Origin of the sequence: Pseudomonas sp. stari2 (assembly GCF_040760005.1) — a bacterium.
Classification (GTDB): domain Bacteria; phylum Pseudomonadota; class Gammaproteobacteria; order Pseudomonadales; family Pseudomonadaceae; genus Aquipseudomonas.
Map to the genome: position 1 here is coordinate 5,465,580 of NZ_CP099760.1, position 18,775 is coordinate 5,484,354.

The 18,775-nt window shown below is 60.5% G+C and carries 18 protein-coding genes and 1 tRNA gene; 11 read left to right on the forward strand and 8 right to left on the reverse strand.

The genetic code is table 11. The annotated features are described in order from the left end of the window. The first annotated feature begins 51 nt into the window (after positions 1-51). A complete protein-coding gene (locus NH234_RS25015) occupies positions 52-360 on the forward strand; it encodes a YkgJ family cysteine cluster protein (RefSeq protein WP_085733622.1) in 309 nt (102 codons plus the stop codon). A 40-nt stretch (positions 361-400) separates the two neighbouring features. On the opposite strand, the gene NH234_RS25020 is transcribed toward NH234_RS25015, so the two are convergent. The 6 genes from NH234_RS25020 to hemA form a co-directional block, all read right to left on the reverse strand. Further along, entirely contained in the window at positions 401-919 is a 519-nt protein-coding gene (locus NH234_RS25020; protein WP_085733621.1) for an acyloxyacyl hydrolase, read from the reverse strand. A 111-nt stretch (positions 920-1,030) separates the two neighbouring features. Beyond that, the gene (murI, locus tag NH234_RS25025) at positions 1,031-1,822 is read right to left on the reverse strand and encodes a glutamate racemase (protein ID WP_367254591.1); all 792 of its coding nucleotides are present in this window, start codon (positions 1,820-1,822) and stop codon (positions 1,031-1,033) included. Continuing rightward, positions 1,815-2,570, reverse strand: a complete 756-nt coding sequence (locus tag NH234_RS25030) for a molybdopterin-synthase adenylyltransferase MoeB (RefSeq protein WP_367254593.1) — start codon at positions 2,568-2,570, stop codon at positions 1,815-1,817. The genes murI and NH234_RS25030 overlap by 8 nt, the downstream gene beginning before the upstream one ends. Then, positions 2,564-3,394 carry a peptide chain release factor N(5)-glutamine methyltransferase gene (prmC, locus tag NH234_RS25035; protein WP_367254595.1) on the reverse strand — a complete coding sequence of 277 codons (831 nt, stop codon included), beginning with the start codon at positions 3,392-3,394 and terminating at the stop codon, positions 2,564-2,566. Before prmC ends, NH234_RS25030 begins: the two co-directional genes overlap by 7 nt. Beyond that, entirely contained in the window at positions 3,395-4,477 is a 1,083-nt protein-coding gene (gene prfA / locus NH234_RS25040) for a peptide chain release factor 1 (protein ID WP_085709293.1), read from the reverse strand. It abuts the gene before it with no gap. Further along, the gene (hemA, locus tag NH234_RS25045) at positions 4,474-5,760 is read right to left on the reverse strand and encodes a glutamyl-tRNA reductase (RefSeq protein ID WP_085733617.1); all 1,287 of its coding nucleotides are present in this window, start codon (positions 5,758-5,760) and stop codon (positions 4,474-4,476) included. The genes prfA and hemA overlap by 4 nt, the downstream gene beginning before the upstream one ends. A 182-nt stretch (positions 5,761-5,942) precedes the next feature. Between hemA and NH234_RS25050 the strand changes: the two genes are divergently transcribed. The 8 genes from NH234_RS25050 (at position 5,943) to ychF (ending at position 12,859) form a co-directional block, all read left to right on the forward strand. Then, positions 5,943-7,667 carry a tetratricopeptide repeat protein gene (locus NH234_RS25050; RefSeq protein WP_367254597.1) on the forward strand — a complete coding sequence of 575 codons (1,725 nt, stop codon included), beginning with the start codon at positions 5,943-5,945 and terminating at the stop codon, positions 7,665-7,667. A 3-nt stretch (positions 7,668-7,670) separates the two neighbouring features. Next, the gene (gene lolB / locus NH234_RS25055) at positions 7,671-8,288 is read left to right on the forward strand and encodes a lipoprotein insertase outer membrane protein LolB (RefSeq protein WP_085733615.1); all 618 of its coding nucleotides are present in this window, start codon (positions 7,671-7,673) and stop codon (positions 8,286-8,288) included. Between the two features lie 2 nt (positions 8,289-8,290). Further along, entirely contained in the window at positions 8,291-9,142 is an 852-nt protein-coding gene (gene ispE / locus NH234_RS25060; protein ID WP_085733614.1) for a 4-(cytidine 5'-diphospho)-2-C-methyl-D-erythritol kinase, read from the forward strand. Between the two features lie 37 nt (positions 9,143-9,179). Next, positions 9,180-9,254, forward strand: a tRNA-Gln gene (locus NH234_RS25065). Positions 9,255-9,299: 45 nt separating this feature from the next. Continuing rightward, complete coding sequence (locus tag NH234_RS25070) at positions 9,300-10,241, forward strand: ribose-phosphate pyrophosphokinase (protein WP_003171603.1); 942 nt, start codon at positions 9,300-9,302, stop codon at positions 10,239-10,241. 140 nt (positions 10,242-10,381) lie between these two features. Continuing rightward, complete coding sequence (locus tag NH234_RS25075) at positions 10,382-10,981, forward strand: 50S ribosomal protein L25/general stress protein Ctc (RefSeq protein WP_085733613.1); 600 nt, start codon at positions 10,382-10,384, stop codon at positions 10,979-10,981. A gap of 170 nt (positions 10,982-11,151) precedes the next feature. Then, positions 11,152-11,736 (forward strand): aminoacyl-tRNA hydrolase, encoded by a 585-nt coding sequence (gene pth / locus NH234_RS25080; RefSeq protein ID WP_007951726.1) that lies wholly within the window; start codon positions 11,152-11,154, stop codon positions 11,734-11,736. A gap of 22 nt (positions 11,737-11,758) precedes the next feature. Then, positions 11,759-12,859 (forward strand): redox-regulated ATPase YchF, encoded by a 1,101-nt coding sequence (gene ychF / locus NH234_RS25085; protein ID WP_085709288.1) that lies wholly within the window; start codon positions 11,759-11,761, stop codon positions 12,857-12,859. 63 nt (positions 12,860-12,922) lie between these two features. On the opposite strand, the gene NH234_RS25090 is transcribed toward ychF, so the two are convergent. Continuing rightward, a complete protein-coding gene (locus NH234_RS25090; protein ID WP_085733612.1) occupies positions 12,923-14,140 on the reverse strand; it encodes an MFS transporter in 1,218 nt (405 codons plus the stop codon). A gap of 333 nt (positions 14,141-14,473) precedes the next feature. Between NH234_RS25090 and NH234_RS25095 the strand changes: the two genes are divergently transcribed. After that, positions 14,474-16,531, forward strand: a complete 2,058-nt coding sequence (locus NH234_RS25095) for a methyl-accepting chemotaxis protein (RefSeq protein ID WP_367254602.1) — start codon at positions 14,474-14,476, stop codon at positions 16,529-16,531. On the opposite strand, the gene NH234_RS25100 is transcribed toward NH234_RS25095, so the two are convergent. Next, the gene (locus tag NH234_RS25100) at positions 16,524-17,426 is read right to left on the reverse strand and encodes a LysR substrate-binding domain-containing protein (RefSeq protein ID WP_367254603.1); all 903 of its coding nucleotides are present in this window, start codon (positions 17,424-17,426) and stop codon (positions 16,524-16,526) included. The two genes, NH234_RS25095 and NH234_RS25100, sit on opposite strands and share 8 nt — an antisense overlap. A gap of 225 nt (positions 17,427-17,651) precedes the next feature. On the opposite strand from NH234_RS25100, the gene NH234_RS25105 reads away from it, so the two are divergent. Then, on the forward strand, positions 17,652-18,770 hold the full coding sequence (locus tag NH234_RS25105) for an ABC transporter ATP-binding protein (protein WP_367254604.1): 1,119 nt from the start codon (positions 17,652-17,654) through the stop codon (positions 18,768-18,770). Positions 18,771-18,775 lie beyond the last annotated feature (5 nt).

Sequence of the window (18,775 nt, forward strand, 5' to 3'; positions counted from 1 at the left end):
CGTCCGTCAGGGCTTTCACACGCGCGCGGGTCACTGCCGTACACTGCGCCCATGAAAACCATTCCCCTCCAGCCAATCGACGACGAGCCCGCCGTCACCTGTTCGACTTGCGCGGCCTGCTGCTGTCAGCTCGAAGTCATGCTGATCACCGACACGGGTGTGCCCGAGCGCTATATCGATACCGATGAGTGGGGTGGGGAGGTCATGCTGCGTCTGGACGACGGCTGGTGCGCGGCACTGGATCGCGACACGATGATGTGCACCATCTACGAAAAACGTCCGCTGATCTGCCGCGAATTCGAAATGGGTGCACCGGAATGCATCGACGAACGCCAGGGAATCGCCACGGCGTATCGCTGAATACAAAAAAGGAGCGCTTGGCGCTCCTTTTTCATGGGTCTTACAACGGCAACGTGTAGTGCAGCGAGTAGCTTTCTACCCCGTCGTTGTTGCTGCTCAGGCCAGCGTTGGAATAGTGCGTGGCCCTGATTCCGATTTCATGCCCGCCATTGAATCGCAGGCCGAAACCGATGCGGTCTTCGAACTGGAAGGCTCCACCGATATTGTTGTCTTCGTACTGGGTGTTGGAGAACAACGCCACCCCGATCCCTGCTTCGACGTAGGGTTTGACCGACTGACCGGCGAATTCGTAAACAAAAACCGGCGAGAACGAAAGACTGTTGTTGCTGGAGGTCTTGTCACCTTCCCAGTAAGTGTAGGCGCCGCTCCAGTAACCGGTCAGGCGACCGACATCGCTTTGCAGCCAGCTCTTGTCCCAGTCGAAATTCATCCCCAGGCGATAGGTCATCGTTGAATCGCTGGTGGCGCCAACCCCGAATTCCACGCCAGCGGCCTGTGCAGTAAAACTTTGCCCCATCAGTGCGGCCGCAATCGCGGCCAAGCAGAATAGTCGCTTCACGTTGAAACTTCCTTTTCCGGAACGATCGTTTGGTTTTTAGGTAACTCAGCGGTATAGAAATCGGCGCTTAAACAGAAGTTCACCCGATATTCGGGTTATTTCACAATCTTTTTACAAGTGGAAGCGTTGCACATCGCCAGGCGTTTGTCCCAGCAACGGCAGAATGTTTTTCAAGGATTGCGGATCGGCGCTGGTCCAGAATCTGGCGGAGCGATTCGGGCCGACAGCAAGCAGATCGCGCTCGGCCAGCAGGCGCTGAAGTTGCCGGGCCACGGCGGCGCCGGTGTCGATCAGGCTGATGTCGTTGGGGAGCATCGTCTTGAGCAGCGGTTTGAGGAACGGATAGTGGGTGCAGCCAAGAATGATCGTGTCGCAACCCGCGCCCAGCAGCGGTTCGACATAGCGGTGAAGCAGCTCGCGCAACTCGGCGCTGTGCAGGTCGCCGCTTTCGATCAGCTCCACCAGTCCCGGGCATGGCTGGGTGATGACCCGGATATCGGTGGCAAAACGGTCGAGCAAAGCCGCGAACTTCGCGCTCTGCAGGGTGCCGGTGGTGGCGAGGACGCCGACCACGCCGCTGCGTGTCGCCGCAGCTGCCGGCTTGACCGCCGGCTCCATGCCGACAATCGGCCAGTCGGGAAAATCACGCCGCAAATCGGCAACGCCGGCCACGGTCGCGGTATTGCAAGCAATCACCAACGCCTTGGCGCCCTGCTCGCGGAAAAAACCGGCCATCACGCTGCAACGCTGGCGAATGAATTCCGGGGTTTTCTCACCGTAAGGAATGTGCCCGCAATCGCCGAGGTACAGCAGCGATTCATTGGGCAGCAGATGCTGGATTTCCGCCAGTACCGACAGGCCACCGACGCCGGAATCGAATACGGCGATCGGCGCCTCACGCATGGTGCGAACCACAGACGCTGCATCCCGGATCACGCTTGACCCGCAGCTCACGGAATCGCGAGCCCAGCGCATCGATCAACAGCAGACGCCCCACAAGTGGCTCGCCGAAACCCGCCAGCAGCTTCAAGGCTTCCAGCGCTTGCAGGCTGCCGACCAGACCCACCAGCGGCCCGACCACGCCGGCTTCGCTGCAAGTCAGTTCGGCTTCGCTGCCGTGACCGTACAGGCAGTGATAGCAAGGGCTCTCGGCGCGACGCGGATCGAACACCGACAGTTGTCCTTCGAGGCGGATCGCCGCGCCGCTGACCAGCGGTTTGCGCGCCGCCACACACGCGGCGTTGACCGCTTCGCGGGTGGAGAAATTGTCCGAGCAGTCGAGCACCAGATCCACTGCTGCCACGGCAGCGGAGAGAGAATCCTCGTCCAGCGCCTGGCGATGGGGCACCAGTTGAATTTCGGGATTGATCGCGCTCAGGCGCTTGAGCGCCGAGTCGACCTTGGTCATGCCGACGCTGTCGGTGTCGTGGATGATCTGGCGTTGCAGGTTGGTCAGGTCGACCGTGTCAAAATCCGCCAGATGCAACTCGCCGACACCCGCCGCCGCCAGATACAAGGCAACCGGAGCGCCGAGACCGCCGAGGCCGACGATCAGTACGCGGCTGTCCTTAAGCTTCAACTGGCCATCGATGTCGATGTGTTGCAGGAGAATCTGCCGACTGTAGCGCAACAATTCCTGATCATTCAGCACGGCAGGCGCCCCAGGCTGATCCGTTGATGGCCGCCCAGATCGGTGCGGCTGTGGACTTCTTCAAAACCTTGCGTCAGCAACAGATCGCGCACGGCTTCGGCTTGATCATAGCCGTGTTCGAGCATCAGCCAGCCACCGGCCTCCAGATGGGCCGGCGCCTGGGCGATGATCAGACGCAGATCGTCGAGCCCGTCGATGCCGGCCACCAGGGCGCTTTCCGGTTCGAAACGCACATCGCCTTCCACCAGATGCGGATCGGCGGCGCGGATGTACGGCGGGTTGCTGATGATCAGCTCGAAACGCTTGCCCTCGAGTGCGCTGAACCAGTGACTGCTGAGCACCGTGGCGTTGTCCAGGTGCAGACGCTGACGGTTGCGCTCGGCCAGGGCCACGGCTTCCAGCACGCGATCCACCGCAGTGACGTTCCATGCCGGACGCTCACTGGCCAGGGCCAGGGCAATCGCCCCGCTGCCGGTGCCGAGGTCGAGAACCTTGGCCGGGGTCGCCGGCAGCAATTCCAGTGCGGCTTCCACCAGCAGTTCGGTGTCCGGGCGCGGAATCAGCGTGTGCGGCGCGACTTCCAGATCCAGCTTCCAGAATCCTTGCTGGCCCAGAATGTAGGCCACCGGCTCGCCGCTGCGGCGGCGTTGCAGGTATTCGGTGAAGACCAGCACGGCTTCGCTCGGCACGATGCGTTCGGGCCAGGTGTGGAGAAAACTGCGGGACTTGCCCAGTGCCGCAGCGAGGAGCAGTTCGGCATCCAGGCGTGCGGTGGGCGAGTCCGGCAGTTCGGCGGCGCGCAACAGGCTGGCGATGATGGTCATTTATTCACCTATCGCTGCCAGTTGGTCGGCCTGGTATTCGGCCAGCAACGGTTCGATCACCGCTTCGACGCCACCGGCGAGGATTTCGTCGAGGGAATACAGGGTCAGATTGACGCGGTGGTCGGTGACCCGGCCCTGGGCAAAGTTATAGGTGCGGATACGCTCGGAGCGGTCACCGGAACCCACCAGCAATTTACGTTCGCTGGCGATGGCGTTCGCCGCCGCCGTGGTCTGCTGGTCGTTGAGCTTGGCTGACAGCCAGGCCATCGCCCGTGCACGGTTCTTGTGCTGGGAACGTTCTTCCTGGCACTCGACCACGATGCCGGTCGGCAAGTGGGTAATACGGATCGCCGAATCGGTCTTGTTGACGTGCTGACCACCGGCCCCGGAGGAACGGTAGGTGTCGACGCGCAAGTCCGCCGGGTTGATCTCGATCGCTTCCTGCTCGTCGGGCTCCGGCAACACAGCCACGGTGCAAGCGGACGTGTGGATGCGGCCCTGGGATTCGGTGGCCGGCACGCGCTGTACGCGGTGGGCACCGGACTCGAACTTCAGCTTGCCGTAGACATTGTCGCCTTCGACCCGGGCGATGACTTCTTTATAGCCGCCGTGCTCGCCTTCGTTCTCCGAGAGGATTTCCACGCGCCAGCCGCGCTTTTCGGCATAGCGCGAGTACATGCGGAACAGGTCGCCGGAGAAGATCGCCGCCTCGTCGCCACCGGTGCCGGCGCGGATTTCGAGGAACACGTTGCGCCCGTCGTTGGGGTCCTTGGGCAGCAGCATGCGCTGCAACGTGGCTTCCAGCTCGACGAGTTGCTCTTTGGTTTCGCGGACTTCTTCCACGGCCATTTCGCGCATGTCCGGGTCGCCGTCCTTGAGCAGTGCCTGTGCGCCTTCCAGATCGGCCTGAGCCTTGAGCAGCTGTTTATAGGCTTCGACGACCGGCTCGACTTCGGCGTATTCCTTGGAATAGGCGCGGAATTTGGTCTGGTCGGAAATGACTTCAGCGTCGCCGAGCAGCGCCGTCAGTTCCTCGAAACGGTCCTGGAGGATATCCAGCTTATTGAGCAGTGACGCTTTCATTGCGGTTTTTTATCCGAAAAGCTATCCGGTGAGCCCTCGAGGGCAAAGAGTTCCTGGGCCATGGCCAGCGCATCGAGGCGGCCTTCGGCAGAAAGCTTTTTCAACTGCACGCTCGGGGCGTGCAGGAGTTTATTGGTCAGGCCACGGGCCAATTGGCCCAGCACGTCTTCGGCGTTACCGCCGTTGGCCAGCAAGCGCAGGGCCTTTTGCAGCTCTTCGTCGCGAAGGCGTTCGCTCTGTTGACGATAGGCCTTGAGGACATCGACCGCCGCCAGCTCCCGCAGGCGCAACATGAAGTCGTCGGCGCCGACCGAAACCATCTCTTCAGCCGCTTGCGCTGCGCCCTGACGGCTCTTGAGGTTTTCGGCGACCACTTCGTGCAAATCGTCGACGCTATAGAGGTAAACGTCGTCGAGTTCGCCGACTTCCGGTTCGATATCCCGGGGAACGGCGATGTCGACCATGAAGATCGGCTTGTGCTTGCGCAGCTTCAGCGCGCTTTCAACGGCGCCCTTGCCGAGGATCGGCAACTGACTGGCGGTAGAACTGATGACGATGTCGCTGCGCACCAGTTCGGCCGGGATGTCCGAAAGCAACACTGCGTGGGCACCGAACTGCTCGGCCAGCAGGCTGGCGCGCTCCAGGGTCCGGTTGGCGACCACGATGCGCTTGACCCCGAGCTCATGCAGATGGCGGGCGACCAGGGTGATGGTCTCGCCGGCGCCGATCAGCAAGGCCTGGCTGCGTTGCAGGTCGCTGAAAATCTGTTTGGCCAGGCTGACGGCGGCAAACGCCACGGACACCGGGTTCTCACCAATGGCGGTATCGGTACGCACTTGCTTGGCGGCGTTGAACGTTGCTTGAAAAAGTCGCCCGAGCAGCGGACCGATGGTGCCGGCCTCGCGGGCCACGGCGTAGGCCGATTTCATCTGGCCGAGAATCTGCGGTTCGCCCAGCACCAGCGAGTCGAGCCCGGAGGCGACGCGCATCATGTGACGAACTGCCGCATCATCTTCATGCACGTAAGCACTCGCGCGCAGCTCATCGAGGCTTAAATGGTGATAGTCGGCCAGCCAGCGCAGCACGATATCGGCCGAAAGCTGATCCTGTTCTATATACAGCTCACTGCGATTGCAGGTGGAGAGGATCGCAGCTTCGCGGCTGTCGGTGAGTCGGCAGAGCTGCTGCAAGGCCTCCACCAGCTGCTCAGGGGTAAAGGCCACGCGCTCGCGGACGTCTACTGAAGCAGTCTTGTGGTTGATACCGAGTGCAAGGAAGGCCATTCAAGGTCGCTGATGGTGACGTGAAGCCGGCAATTGTCCTACTTCGTCAGATTCAGAACAACTACCGCTGACTATTGTCCCAATTGTCGGCCCCTATAATGGCCACAATCGAGACTCGGTTATGTTTGGCCGAAGGCTTGTGTCATGATGATCCGACCGCAGGTTAGTCGTCCTCTTCCTATATGAATAGATCTTCCGCGTTGCTCCTTGCTTTTGTCTTCCTCAGCGGCTGCCAGGCCTTGGCCCCCGTTTCGCACGATGGCACGCCGTCGGTCGAAGACACCACGCCAGCCCCTGAAAAGCCCAAGGTTTACAGCTCGTTCAGCGAAGAAACGGTTTTCAGCCTGCTGAGCGCCGAACTCGCCGGCCAGCGCAATCGTTTCGACATTGCCCTGGACAACTACGTGACCCAGGCCATCAACACTCAGGACCCGGGTGTTTCCGAGCGGGCATTCCGTATCGCCGAGTACCTGGGCGCGGATCAACCGGCGCTGGATACTGCATTGATCTGGGCGAAAAACGCCCCGGATGACCTCGAGGCGCAACGCGCCGCCGCCGTGCAACTGGCACGCGCCGGGCGCTATGACGACTCGATGGTCTACATGGAGAAAGTCCTGCAAGGCAAGGGCGACACCCATTTCGACTTCCTCGCGCTGTCGGCCGCCGATACCGATCAGGAAACCCGCAACGGTTTGATGAAAAGTTTCGACCGTCTGCTGCAGCGTCACCCGCACAACAATCAGCTGATTTTCGGCAAGGCCCTGCTGATGCAGCAGGACGGCGACACCAAAGGTGCGCTGACCCTGCTCGAAGACAATCCGCCGGACGACGGCGAAATCGCCCCGATCCTGCTGCGCGCCCGCCTGCTGCAAGGGCTGAACCGTGGCGACGAAGCCCTGCCGCTGCTGCAGAAAAACATCAAGAAGTACCCGGACGACAAGCGCCTGCGCCTGACTTACGCGCGGATGCTGGTTGAGCAAGACCGGATGGACGACGCCAAGGTCGAGTTCTCCACTCTGGTCCAGCAATACCCGGAAGACGACGAACTGCGTTACTCGCTGGCGCTGGTGTGCCTGGAAGCCAAGGCCTGGGACGAGGCCAAGGGTTACCTGGAAGACCTGGTCGCCCGGGAAAGCCATGTCGATTCCGCGCACCTGAACCTTGGCCGCATCGCCGAAGAACGCAACGACCCGCAAGGCGCACTGATCGAGTACGCCCAGGTCGGGCCGGGCAACGACTATCTGCCGGCGCAACTGCGTCAGGCCGACATCCTGATGAACAACGGCAAGACCGCCGAAGCCCAGAGCAAACTGGCGGCCGAACGTGATGCGCAGCCGGATTACGCAATCCAGCTGTACCTGATCGAAGCCGAGACCCTGTCTGCCAATAATCAGGGCGACAAGGCCTGGAAAACCCTGCAACAGGCATTGCAACAGTATCCAGACGACCTGAATCTGCTCTACACCCGCGCGATGCAGGCGGAAAAACGCAATGACCTGGCGCAGATGGAAAAAGACCTGCGCCTGATCATCAAGCGCGACCCGGACAACGCCATGGCGCTCAACGCCCTCGGCTACACCCTGTCCGACCGCACCACGCGCTACGCCGAAGCCAAGGCGCTGATCGAGCAGGCGCACCAGATCAACCCGGAAGACCCGGCGGTACTCGACAGCCTCGGCTGGGTGAATTTCCGCATGGGCAACCTGGATGATGCCGAGAAATATCTGCGTCAGGCGCTCGAGCGTTTCCCCGATCACGAAGTCGCCGCTCACCTTGGCGAAGTCCTTTGGACCAAGGGCAAGCAGCGCGAAGCCAAACAAGTCTGGGGCAAGTTCCTCAAGGATCAGCCCGACAGCACCATTCTGCGCAGCACCATCAAGCGCCTGACCGGATCCGAGACTCTTTAACTCATGTTTTTGCGCCACGTTATCGTTTTCAGTTTCATCGCCCTGCTTGCCGGTTGCGCGGGTTTCGGCGCTCGCGAATCGGTCGAGGGCCACGGCAGCCCTGCACAATGGGCCGCGAACAAACAACAACTGACCGGCCTCGACGGCTGGCAGATCGACGGCAAGATCGGCATCCGCGCCCCGAAAGACTCGGGCAGCGGCACGCTGTTCTGGCTGCAGCGCCAGGATTATTACGACATCCGCCTGTCCGGCCCGCTGGGTCGTGGCGCAGCGCGACTGACCGGTCGCCCGGGCAAGGTTTCGCTGGAAGTCGCCAATCAGGGCCGCTATGACGCGCAGTCGCCGGAAGTCCTGCTGGAAGAACAACTCGGCTGGAAACTGCCGGTATCGAATCTGTCCTGGTGGGTTCGTGGCCTGCCGGCTCCGGCCAGCAAGAGCCGCCTGACCCTCGATGCCGACAGTCGCCTGGCCAATCTGGAACAGGACGGCTGGCAGGTCGAGTACCTCGGTTATGCCGAACAGAATGGCTACTGGCTGCCCGAGCGGATCAAACTGCACGGCACCGATCTGGACGTGACGCTGGTCATCAAGGCCTGGCAACCGCGCAAGCTGGGGCAATAAGCATGACCGTTCCACGCCTGACGCTGCCTTCTCCGGCCAAACTCAACCTGATGCTGCACATCCTCGGTCGCCGTGAAGACGGCTATCACGAGTTGCAGACGATTTTTCAGTTCCTCGACTACGGCGACGAAATCACTTTCGCCGTCCGTGACGATGGCGTGATTTGCCTGCACACCGAATTCGACGGTGTGCCCCACGACAGCAACCTGATCGTGCGTGCGGCGAAAAAACTTCAGGAACAATCCGGCTGCGCCCTCGGCATCGATATCTGGATCGACAAGATCCTGCCGATGGGCGGCGGCATCGGTGGCGGCAGCTCGAATGCGGCGACCACCCTGCTCGGCCTCAATCATCTTTGGCAGTTGGGCTGGGATGAAGATCGGCTGGCAACACTGGGCCTGACACTTGGAGCCGACGTGCCGGTGTTCGTACGTGGCCACGCGGCTTTCGCCGAAGGAGTCGGCGAGAAACTGACCCCGGTCGAGCCCGCCGAACCGTGGTATGTCGTGCTCGTACCGCAAGTCTCTGTTAGTACGGCAGAAATTTTTTCAGATCCATTGTTGACACGTAACACGCCGCCCATTAAAGTGCGCCCCGTTCCCGAGGGAAACAGTCGAAATGACTGCTTGCCGGTGGTATCAAGGCGTTATCCAGAAGTACGTAACGCATTGAATTTGCTAGGTAATTTTACCGAAGCAAAACTCACCGGAACTGGAAGTTGTGTGTTTGGGGGCTTCCCAAGCAAAGCTGAAGCTGATAAAGTCTCGGCCCTTCTGACAGAGACCCTTACAGGGTTTGTAGCAAAAGGAAGCAACGTTTCGATGTTGCATCGCAAGCTGCAAAGTCTGCTCTAAAGGAACCAAGTGCACGGCACTTGCAAGCAACAGATACAGGGGCGTCGCCAAGCGGTAAGGCAGCAGGTTTTGATCCTGCCATGCGTTGGTTCGAATCCAGCCGCCCCTGCCATTTTCTATACTCATCCAGGTTACCCTCAGCCTCTAGGTACTGCGCGTGTCCAAGATGATGGTCTTTACGGGGAACGCTAACCCCGATCTGGCTCGGCGTGTCGTACGTCAGCTGCATATCCCTCTCGGTGACATCTCTGTCGGCAAATTCTCCGACGGCGAAATTACAGCCGAGATCAATGAAAACGTTCGCGGTAAAGATGTTTTCATTATTCAGCCGACTTGCGCTCCGACCAACGATAACCTGATGGAACTGGTAGTGATGGCTGATGCCTTCCGCCGCTCCTCGGCTACTCGTATCACTGCTGTTATTCCTTATTTTGGTTATGCCCGTCAGGATCGCCGTCCGCGTTCCGCACGTGTGGCTATCAGCGCGAAAGTCGTCGCTGACATGCTTACCGTAGTCGGCATCGACCGTGTTCTCACGGTTGATCTGCATGCTGACCAGATTCAGGGTTTCTTCGATATTCCGGTAGATAACATCTACGGCTCCCCGGTTCTGGTGGATGACATCGAAGATCAGCGCTTCGAGAACCTGATGATCGTGTCCCCGGACATTGGTGGCGTCGTGCGTGCACGTGCCGTTGCCAAATCCCTGGGCGTGGATCTCGGGATCATCGACAAACGCCGTGAGAAAGCCAATCACTCTGAAGTGATGCATATCATCGGTGATGTCGAAGGGCGTACCTGCATCCTGGTCGATGACATGGTCGATACCGCCGGCACCCTGTGCCACGCGGCCAAGGCCCTGAAAGAGCATGGCGCAGCCAAGGTCTTTGCCTACTGCACACACCCTGTGCTGTCGGGTCGGGCCATCGAGAATATCGAAAATTCCGTGCTGGACGAGCTGGTGGTCACTAACACCATCCCGCTGTCCGCAGCAGCACAAGCCTGTGCACGTATCCGTCAACTGGATATCGCACCGGTTGTTGCCGAAGCGGTTCGCCGCATCAGCAATGAAGAATCGATCAGCGCGATGTTCCGCTAAGGGCCCTGCCCTTCTCGAAATGTCTTGTTGACGAAAAGCGCCCCGCCCCAACACTCATGTTGGGGCGGGGCTTTTTTGCCCATGCCGCTTTGACGTCGGTCGCAGACGTCGCCCGGACATGGCTATTTTGGAGATACAAAATGACTGATTTCATCCTGAACGCCGAAGCGCGTACCGACCTGGGGAAAGGTGCGAGCCGCCGCCTGCGTCGTCTCGCCAGCCAGGTTCCTGCCGTTGTCTACGGTGGTGACAAGGCTCCTGAGTCCATCATGATGATGGCTAAAGAAGTGGCCAAGCTGTTCGAAGACGAGGCTGCTTTCAGCCACGTCATCCAACTGAACATCGGCGGCGTCAAGCAAGACGTGGTTGTTAAAGCCATGCAGCGTCACCCGGCCAAGCAGTTCATCATGCACGCCGACTTCGTACGCGTTGTTGCCGGCAAGAAACTGACTGCCGTTGTTCCAGTGCACTTCATCAACGAAGAAGCTCCGGTCAAGAAAGGCGGCGAGATCTCGCACGTTGTTGCAGAAATCGAAGTTTCCTGCGAAGCCAAAGATCTGCCTGAGTTCATCGAAGTCGACCTGGCCAAGGCCGAAATCGGCACCATCATTCACCTGTCGGACCTGAAAGCTCCTAAAGGTGTTGAGTTCGTTGCTCTGGCACACGGCGATGACAAGGCTGTTGCCAACGTCCACGCTCCACGTGTTGCTCCAGAAGCTGCCGAAGGCGCTGCAGAGTAATCACTCTGTAAAGCCGGAGTGAACAGGTAACATCGCGGACTGGAACGTAGCGAGAAAGCGGGCGGGAACGCGGAGTTTACATCCATGGTAAATGAGCATTTTTCGTCCACTTTCGCCGCCTTCCCCGATCGCGGCGATGTTATCCACCACTCCAAGGAAGGGCCCCTATCGTGACTGCCATCAAACTGATCGTTGGCCTGGGAAATCCGGGTGCCGAATACGAACAGACCCGGCATAACGCAGGGGCCCTTTTTGTTGAGCGCATCGCCCACGCACAGAATGTGAATCTCGTGGCCGATCGCAAGTATTTCGGCCTGACCGGGCGTTTTTCGCATCAGGGTCAGGACGTTCGTCTGCTGATTCCCACCACCTACATGAACCGTAGCGGCCAGGCCGTGGCGGCACTCGCCGGTTTCTTCCGCATCAAGCCCGAAGAGATCCTGGTGGCGCACGACGAACTCGATCTGCCTCCGGGCGTCGCCAAACTCAAGGTGGGCGGCGGCCATGGCGGTCACAACGGGTTGCGCGACATCATTGCGCAATTGGGCAATCAGAATACGTTCCACCGCCTGCGGCTTGGCATCGGCCACCCCGGCGTCGCCAGTATGGTTTCAAATTTCGTCCTGGGTCGTGCGCCACGCGCCGAACAGGAAAAACTCGATGCCAGCATCGACTTTGCCCTCGGCGTGCTGCCGGATATCCTCGCCGGTGAATGGAACCGCGCGATGAAAAACCTGCACAGCCAGAAGGCCTGACTCTAATCCGAGGGGAAACACCATGGGATTCAATTGCGGCATCGTCGGCCTGCCTAACGTCGGCAAGTCCACCCTGTTCAACGCCCTGACCAAATCCGGGATCGCGGCCGAGAACTTTCCCTTCTGCACCATTGAGCCGAACAGCGGTATCGTGCCGATGCCGGACCCACGCCTGAATGCTCTGGCGGAAATCGTCAATCCGAAGCGCATCCTGCCGACCACCATGGAATTCGTCGACATCGCAGGCCTGGTGGCCGGCGCGTCGAAAGGTGAAGGTCTGGGCAACAAGTTCCTGGCCAACATCCGCGAAACCGACGCGATCGCTCACGTCGTTCGCTGCTTCGAAGACGAAAACGTGATCCACGTTTCCAACAGCGTCGACCCGAAGCGCGACATCGAAATCATCGACCTGGAACTGATCTTCGCCGACCTCGACAGCTGCGAGAAGCAACTGCAGAAAGTCGCGCGCAACGCCAAGGGCGGCGACAAGGACGCAGTGGCCCAGAAGGCTCTGCTGGAGCAATTGATCCCGCACTTCACCGAAGGCAAGCCTGCACGCAGCCTGATGAAGAACATGAGCGCCGACGAAAAGGCGATCATCAAGGGCTTCCACCTGCTGACCACCAAGCCGGTCATGTACATCGCCAACGTCGCTGAAGACGGTTTCGAGAACAATCCGCACCTGGACGTGGTCAAGGCCATCGCTGAAGAAGAAGGCGCCATGGTCGTTCCGGTCTGCAACAAGATCGAAGCGGAAATCGCCGAGCTGGACGACGGTGAAGAGAAAGACATGTTCCTCGAGGCCCTGGGCCTGGAAGAGCCTGGCCTGAACCGCGTGATCCGCGCCGGCTACGAAATGCTGCACCTGCAGACCTACTTCACCGCCGGTGTCGAAGAAGTCCGCGCCTGGACCGTCCGCGTCGGTGCCACCGCACCACAAGCCGCCGGCGTGATCCACACCGACTTCGAAAAAGGCTTCATCCGCGCCGAAGTGATCGCCTACAACGACTTCATCCAGTACAAGGGCGAAGCCGGTACCAAGGAAGCCGGTAAATGGCGTCTGGAAGGCAAGGACTACATCGTCAAGGACGGCGACGTGATGCACTTCCGCTTCAACGTGTAAAAGCTCCACCCAAGAAAAAGCCGCGTTCGATACGCGGCTTTTTTGTGCCTGAAATTCAGCCCGTCAGGCCTTTTTGGTTCTTGGCAGGAAGATCGCCAATACCCCGAACAACGGCAGGAACGAGCACAGGAAGTACACGTACTCGATGCCGTGAATGTCCGCGAGATGCCCGAGCAACGCCGCACCAATCCCGCCAAAGCCGAACATCAACCCAAAGAACACGCCGGCAATCATTCCGACGTTGCCCGGCACCAGTTCCTGCGCGTACACCACAATCGCCGAGAACGCCGACGCCAGGATAAAGCCGATCACCACACTCAGCACGGTGGTCCAGAACAGATCGACATGCGGCATGAGCAAGGTGAACGGCGCCACGCCAAGGATCGAGAACCAGATCACCGCCTTACGGCCGATCTTGTCGCCAATCGGCCCGCCGAAGAACGTGCCCGCCGCCACCGCGCCGAGGAACAGGAACAGGTGCAACTGGGAACTGGCCACCGACAGGTCGAATTTCTCGATCAGGTAGAAGGTGAAGTAACTGGTCAGGCTGGCCATGTAGAAATACTTGGAGAACACCAGCAACCCGAGCACCACCAGCGCGCTGACCACCCTGCCCTTCGACAGTCCATGAGTGGCGGCTTGCCCGGCTTTGAGCTTGAACAGGTTCAGGTGATGGGCATACCAGCGACTGATGCGGTACAGCACAAACAGCGCAAACACCGCGAACAGCCCGAACCACGCCACGTTGCCCTGTCCAAAGGGAATAATGATCGCCGCTGCCAGCAACGGACCGAACGCCGAACCGGCGTTACCGCCGACCTGGAAGGTCGATTGCGCCAACCCGAAACGCCCACCGGAGGCCAGCCGTGCAATACGAGAAGCTTCCGGGTGAAAGGTCGAAGAACCGATCCCGATCAGCGCTGCCGCCAGCAGAATCAGCGGGAAACTGCCGACCATCGACATCATCACAATGCCGACCAGCGTGCACACGGACCCGGCCGGCAACAGCCACGGTTTCGGGTGCCGGTCAGTGTGATAACCGACCCACGGCTGCAACAGCGAAGCGGTCAATTGAAAGGTCAGGGTAATCAGGCCGACCTGGGTGAAGCTCAAGCCGTAGTTGGCCTTGAGCATCGGATAGATCGAGGGCAGCACTGACTGGATCAGGTCGTTGATCAAATGTGCCAGCGCCACCGCGCCGATGATGCGCATTACCAGTGGACTGCTTTGGGGAGGAGCGGACGCCGACGCAGCGGCGGTCTGAACGTTGCTGATAGCCATGGGAGTTTCCGTACAGCAGATGGGTGCACGCAGGCAGGTGCGTCAATGTGCCATTTTTCGGTGCGCCAGCGCCATCCCCTTAGCCAGCTAACGAACTATTCAGTCGTCGCGCCGCAAGTGATAGCGCAACGCCATGGTCTGAATCTTGCCTTGCTTATCCGCTTGAACGCGGCGCCCTTACAAAGGGCATCGAGAATGGGAAGTTTCGCTACAGAGCCGGCCTACAGAGCGGGCAAGGGTGAACTTTCGAGGCCTTTTAGCAGGGCACCAATCCCGGTCGCAACGACCGCGATGCACGCCGATGGTGCGTGGTGTCCAGAGGAGTCATGAGGCATGCAGGCTTTTTTATCACCGGGGATCGGATTACTGGGGCGGTTTGGCTTCGCGCGTAAATTCCAGTTGTTGTTTCTACTGTTTATCCTGCCTTTGGCCGGCAGCCTGTTGATGATCGGCCAGGACTATCGCGACAAACTCAACCTGATCGCCGGCGAGCGCGCCGGTGTGCGGCAATTGCTCGCCCTCGATGCACTCGACAACCTGCTCGCCGCCCAACGCGACCGCGCCGCCCGCTGGCGCGCCACGGAAACCAACCGCCAGCCGACTCCCGCGACCCTTGCCGCGATGGCTGCGTTCGATGGCGTACAACCCGCTGTTGCCCAAGCGACAGTGGACTTGGGCAATGCCCTGCAAGCCGAAGGCGCGGAAGGCGAAACCCTGGCTCGCTATCAGGCCCTGCAAACCGCGCTCGATGGTCTGGACTCGAAAAGCCTTTCCGGTGTCGGTTGGTGGCCGGACGGTTACGACCGGTTCACCAATGCCCTCAGCGCCCTGCAAGCCTTGCGCGAGCAGATCGCGATGGACAATCGCCTGATCCTTGCACCGTGGCTGGAAACCTATCTGCTGACGCAGATTTCCACCCAACATGCACCTGACCTGATCGAACGCGTCGGCCGGCTGGCAGCCGTCGGTCAGGCGTCTGTGGTGTCCGGTCAGTTCACCCTGCAAAGCCGTCTGCAACTGCGCGACCTGCGCAGCCGCATCGGCGATGCCCGCGAGCAGCTGGTGAAAACCGCAAACCTGCTCGAGGCGCGTCTGCCGCCAGCCCTGCAAGGTTGGGTCGGGCAGTACCACGACAGCCTCAAGCAACTGGATGCCGGTTTGAAAGTGCTGGATGACGGCGTGTTCGGCGGCAGCATCAATCTCAAACCGGAAGACTTCGAGCGCAGCCTGGACACCCTGCTCGGCAACCTCGCCACGCTGCGACAGCAATCGCTGGTGTCGCTCGATCAGCGCCTGGACGACTACCACAGCTCCTCGATTCGTCAGTTCATCATTGTGGCGACGGTCTTCGGTTGCTTGTTGTTGGCAGCACTCTATTTGTTCGTCTGCCTGCAAGCCTCAATCCGTCGCAGCGCCAGCGGTATTACGGTGCTCGCCGAAGCCTTGCGCGACGGCAACCTGAGCCTGCAAGTGCCTGTCGTGGGCCGAGATGAACTGGCCTCGATCAGCACCGCGCTCAACGTGGCCGTGGTGCAACTGCGCACCAGCTTGCTAGGTGTCGATCACGAGACTTCGCAACTGAGCAACGCGGTGCGCAGCCTCAACGATCACTCCAGCGGCGCTCTCAGCGAAGTCGAAGCGCAGCAAATGCAGATCAGCCAGATCGCTGCAGCGGCCACGCAATTGGCGGCCACCTCCCAGGGCGTCGCACAGAGTTGCGAACAGGCCTCCGGCAGCGCCCAGCAAACACGGCGCATCGCCGCCGACAGCAGCCGCGACAGCCAACGCACCACGGCGAGCATTCAACAGCTCAATCAGCGCCTGAACGAAACCGCAGCGGCGCTGGGCCGGGTCAGCGAGCAAGGGCAGCAGATACAACTGGTGGTCGACACTATTCGCGGCGTCGCCGAGCAGACCAACCTGCTGGCGCTTAACGCGGCCATCGAGGCCGCTCGTGCCGGTGAACAGGGTCGCGGTTTTGCCGTAGTGGCCGACGAGGTGCGCAGCCTGTCGCAACGTACGCAATCGTCCACGGCGCAGATCGCCGCGACGGTCGACAGTCTACGCAACACGGTCAACGAAGCCGTGAGCCTGATGGAGGCTGCGTGCGGCCAGGCGCAATCAGACGCAGAAGCGGTCACCGGACTTGGTGAACGCCTGGGGGAAATCGCCAGCGCCGTGCAAAGCGTCACCGACACCCTCGCCCAGATCGCCACGGCGGTCGAAGAACAGGCGAGCACCGCCGATGAGGTCAGCGGCAATATCCAGCAGGTGGATCAGGCGGCGGTTCGCCTGCTCGACGGCGCACGAGCAGTCAACCTGGCGGCAGACACCTTGAGCCTGGGCAGCAAGGCCTTGAGCGACAACACAGCACGCTTCCGGCTCAGTTGATCAACGCTTCGGGAAAGTCCTGTTCCAGCTCAGACTTGAGCCATTGAATGAACCACGCCGCATCCGCCGACAGCTCGGCGGACGGCGTCAGCACCCGATAGCTTTCCAGCTTCACCTGAGCCTCCACTGCGCGCACCAGTTTGCCGGACCTGAGTTCTTCGCGAACCAGCACCTCATTGGCCAACGCGATGCCCTGCCCGCTCTCGGCCACCGATAACGCGTGATCGTTGTTGACGTAGAGCATGTCGGAATTGAGGTGAATATCCAGGTCATGGGCGGCGAACCAAAGGTTCCACCACTCGCCGTCGTCGACGTGGATCAACTCGTGCCGGACCAGATCGGCCGGACCACTGAGCGGCTCGATGCTTGCCAGATATTGCGGGGTGCAGATCGGAAACACCCGGGGACAGATCAACGCTTCACGGGAGTCCGCGTACTGCCCGTCGAGACCGTAGACGATGCCGAGATCGGCGCTTTTGCCATCCACTTCGGTGAAGGTCGAGTTCGGTTCAATGGCAAACTTCAACCCCGGACGCAAGTGACGCATGGCCTCGATGCGTGGCATCAGCCAGCGCTTGGCAAAACCCGGCACCACCATGATCCGCAGCCAGCGTTCGGCCTCTTTGGGACGTGCCTCCTTGCCGGCCTCGATGATCAACTGCAGGGCGGCCGCGATCTTGCGGTGGTACTTCTCACCGGCCGGCGTCAGGTTGACCCCGCGCGACGTGCGTTCGAACAGCTGAATGCCCAGCCAGTCCTCCAGCAGCTTCACATGCCGGCCAATCGCCGGCTGAGTCACGTGCAAGGCTTTCGACGCCTCGACATAGCTGCCCAGGCGGGCAGCGGCATCGAACGCACGCACTGCATTGAGTGGTGGCAAACGGTGGTCGGGCATGTTCCTGGTACCTGTCGGTATTAAATTAACTAACACCTGCCATGTTTAAATTGAAGTTTCGCCCCGCGCAACCCCTCGCCGATAATCGAGCCACAGCAGAACAACAAAACAGCTGGTTTCACCCGTACACAATCTCGATCCTGCCCAGAAAAATAATATCCATGGCCCGACAGATTCGCTGACCAACAGCGCAATCGCAGGCGATGGGGGAATCGGAGGTAACGCATGAATGCCCTGCATTCGCTGCAAACACTGGCGGTGTCGATCCGCTCGGTGCGCAAGGTCTACGGCGATCCGTCCACCGGTCCGGTGGCGTTGAAAAACATCGATCTGGATATCCGCGACAACGAATTCTTCACCCTTCTCGGGCCCTCCGGCTGTGGCAAGACCACGCTGCTACGGATGATTGCCGGGTTCGAATTTCCGACGCAGGGCGAGATCCTGCTCTACGGCGAAAACATCGCCGAGCGCCCGCCATTTCAGCGACCGGTCAACACGGTGTTCCAGCACTACGCACTGTTCCCGCACATGACCATCGCCGAAAACCTGGCCTTCGGCCTTGAGTCGCACCCGATGGGCAAGGTCCTGAACAAGGCACAGATTGCCGAGCGCGTGCGCGAGATGCTTGCCTTGGTGCAGATGGAGCGCTTCGCCAATCGCAAACCGGCGCAACTCTCCGGTGGCCAGCAGCAGCGCGTCGCCCTCGCCCGCGCTCTGGCGCCGCATCCCAAGGTCCTGTTGCTTGACGAGCCGCTGTCGGCACTTGATCTCAAGCTGCGCCAGGCCATGCGCGAAGAGCTGAAAACCATCCAGGCCAGGACCGGCATCACCTTCATCTTCGTCACTCACGACCAGGAAGAAGCGCTGACCATGTCTGACCGCATCGCCGTGCTGTCCGAAGGCGAAGTGCAACAGGTCGGTCGCCCGGAGGACATCTACGAACGGCCGCGTAATCGCTTCGTGGCCGACTTCATCGGCGAAACCAACTTCATCCAGGCCAGCGTCACTCGCGTCGAGGACGGCATGGCGTGGTTCGCCGGGCCGGCCGGACATCCTCTGCCGGCCCAACCGTGCAACGACGTGCAACCGGGTGTCAGCGTGACCCTGTCGGTGCGCCCCGAGCGCCTGCATCTAGTGCCGGCCAATTCTGACGCGGCGTTGCCGTGCCGGGTCGAAGCGCAGATTTATCTGGGCACCGACCTGCAATACCAGGTCAGCCTCGGCGACGGTTCGCGCCTCACCGTGCGCACGCCCAACTGCGTCGATCAGAGCCTGCGCTTTGCCGTGGGCAGTCAGGCCGGTCTGTTGTTCGACCGGGGAAGCGCCAGCGTCCTGCACGATTGAACCCG

Bases quoted from the DNA above. Each gene is read 5' to 3' on its own strand.
- NH234_RS25015 (WP_085733622.1), top strand. From the start codon at position 52: ATGAAAACCATTCCCCTCCAGCCAATCGACGACGAGCCCGCCGTCACC.
- murI (WP_367254591.1), bottom strand. From the start codon at position 1,822: ATGCGTGAGGCGCCGATCGCCGTATTCGATTCCGGCGTCGGTGGCCTG.
- prmC (WP_367254595.1), bottom strand. From the start codon at position 3,394: ATGACCATCATCGCCAGCCTGTTGCGCGCCGCCGAACTGCCGGACTCG.
- prfA (WP_085709293.1), bottom strand. From the start codon at position 4,477: ATGAAAGCGTCACTGCTCAATAAGCTGGATATCCTCCAGGACCGTTTC.
- hemA (WP_085733617.1), bottom strand. From the start codon at position 5,760: ATGGCCTTCCTTGCACTCGGTATCAACCACAAGACTGCTTCAGTAGAC.
- NH234_RS25050 (WP_367254597.1), top strand. From the start codon at position 5,943: ATGAATAGATCTTCCGCGTTGCTCCTTGCTTTTGTCTTCCTCAGCGGC.
- lolB (WP_085733615.1), top strand. From the start codon at position 7,671: ATGTTTTTGCGCCACGTTATCGTTTTCAGTTTCATCGCCCTGCTTGCC.
- ispE (WP_085733614.1), top strand. From the start codon at position 8,291: ATGACCGTTCCACGCCTGACGCTGCCTTCTCCGGCCAAACTCAACCTG.
- NH234_RS25075 (WP_085733613.1), top strand. From the start codon at position 10,382: ATGACTGATTTCATCCTGAACGCCGAAGCGCGTACCGACCTGGGGAAA.
- ychF (WP_085709288.1), top strand. From the start codon at position 11,759: ATGGGATTCAATTGCGGCATCGTCGGCCTGCCTAACGTCGGCAAGTCC.
- NH234_RS25090 (WP_085733612.1), bottom strand. From the start codon at position 14,140: ATGGCTATCAGCAACGTTCAGACCGCCGCTGCGTCGGCGTCCGCTCCT.
- NH234_RS25095 (WP_367254602.1), top strand. From the start codon at position 14,474: ATGCAGGCTTTTTTATCACCGGGGATCGGATTACTGGGGCGGTTTGGC.
- NH234_RS25100 (WP_367254603.1), bottom strand. From the start codon at position 17,426: ATGCCCGACCACCGTTTGCCACCACTCAATGCAGTGCGTGCGTTCGAT.
- NH234_RS25105 (WP_367254604.1), top strand. From the start codon at position 17,652: ATGAATGCCCTGCATTCGCTGCAAACACTGGCGGTGTCGATCCGCTCG.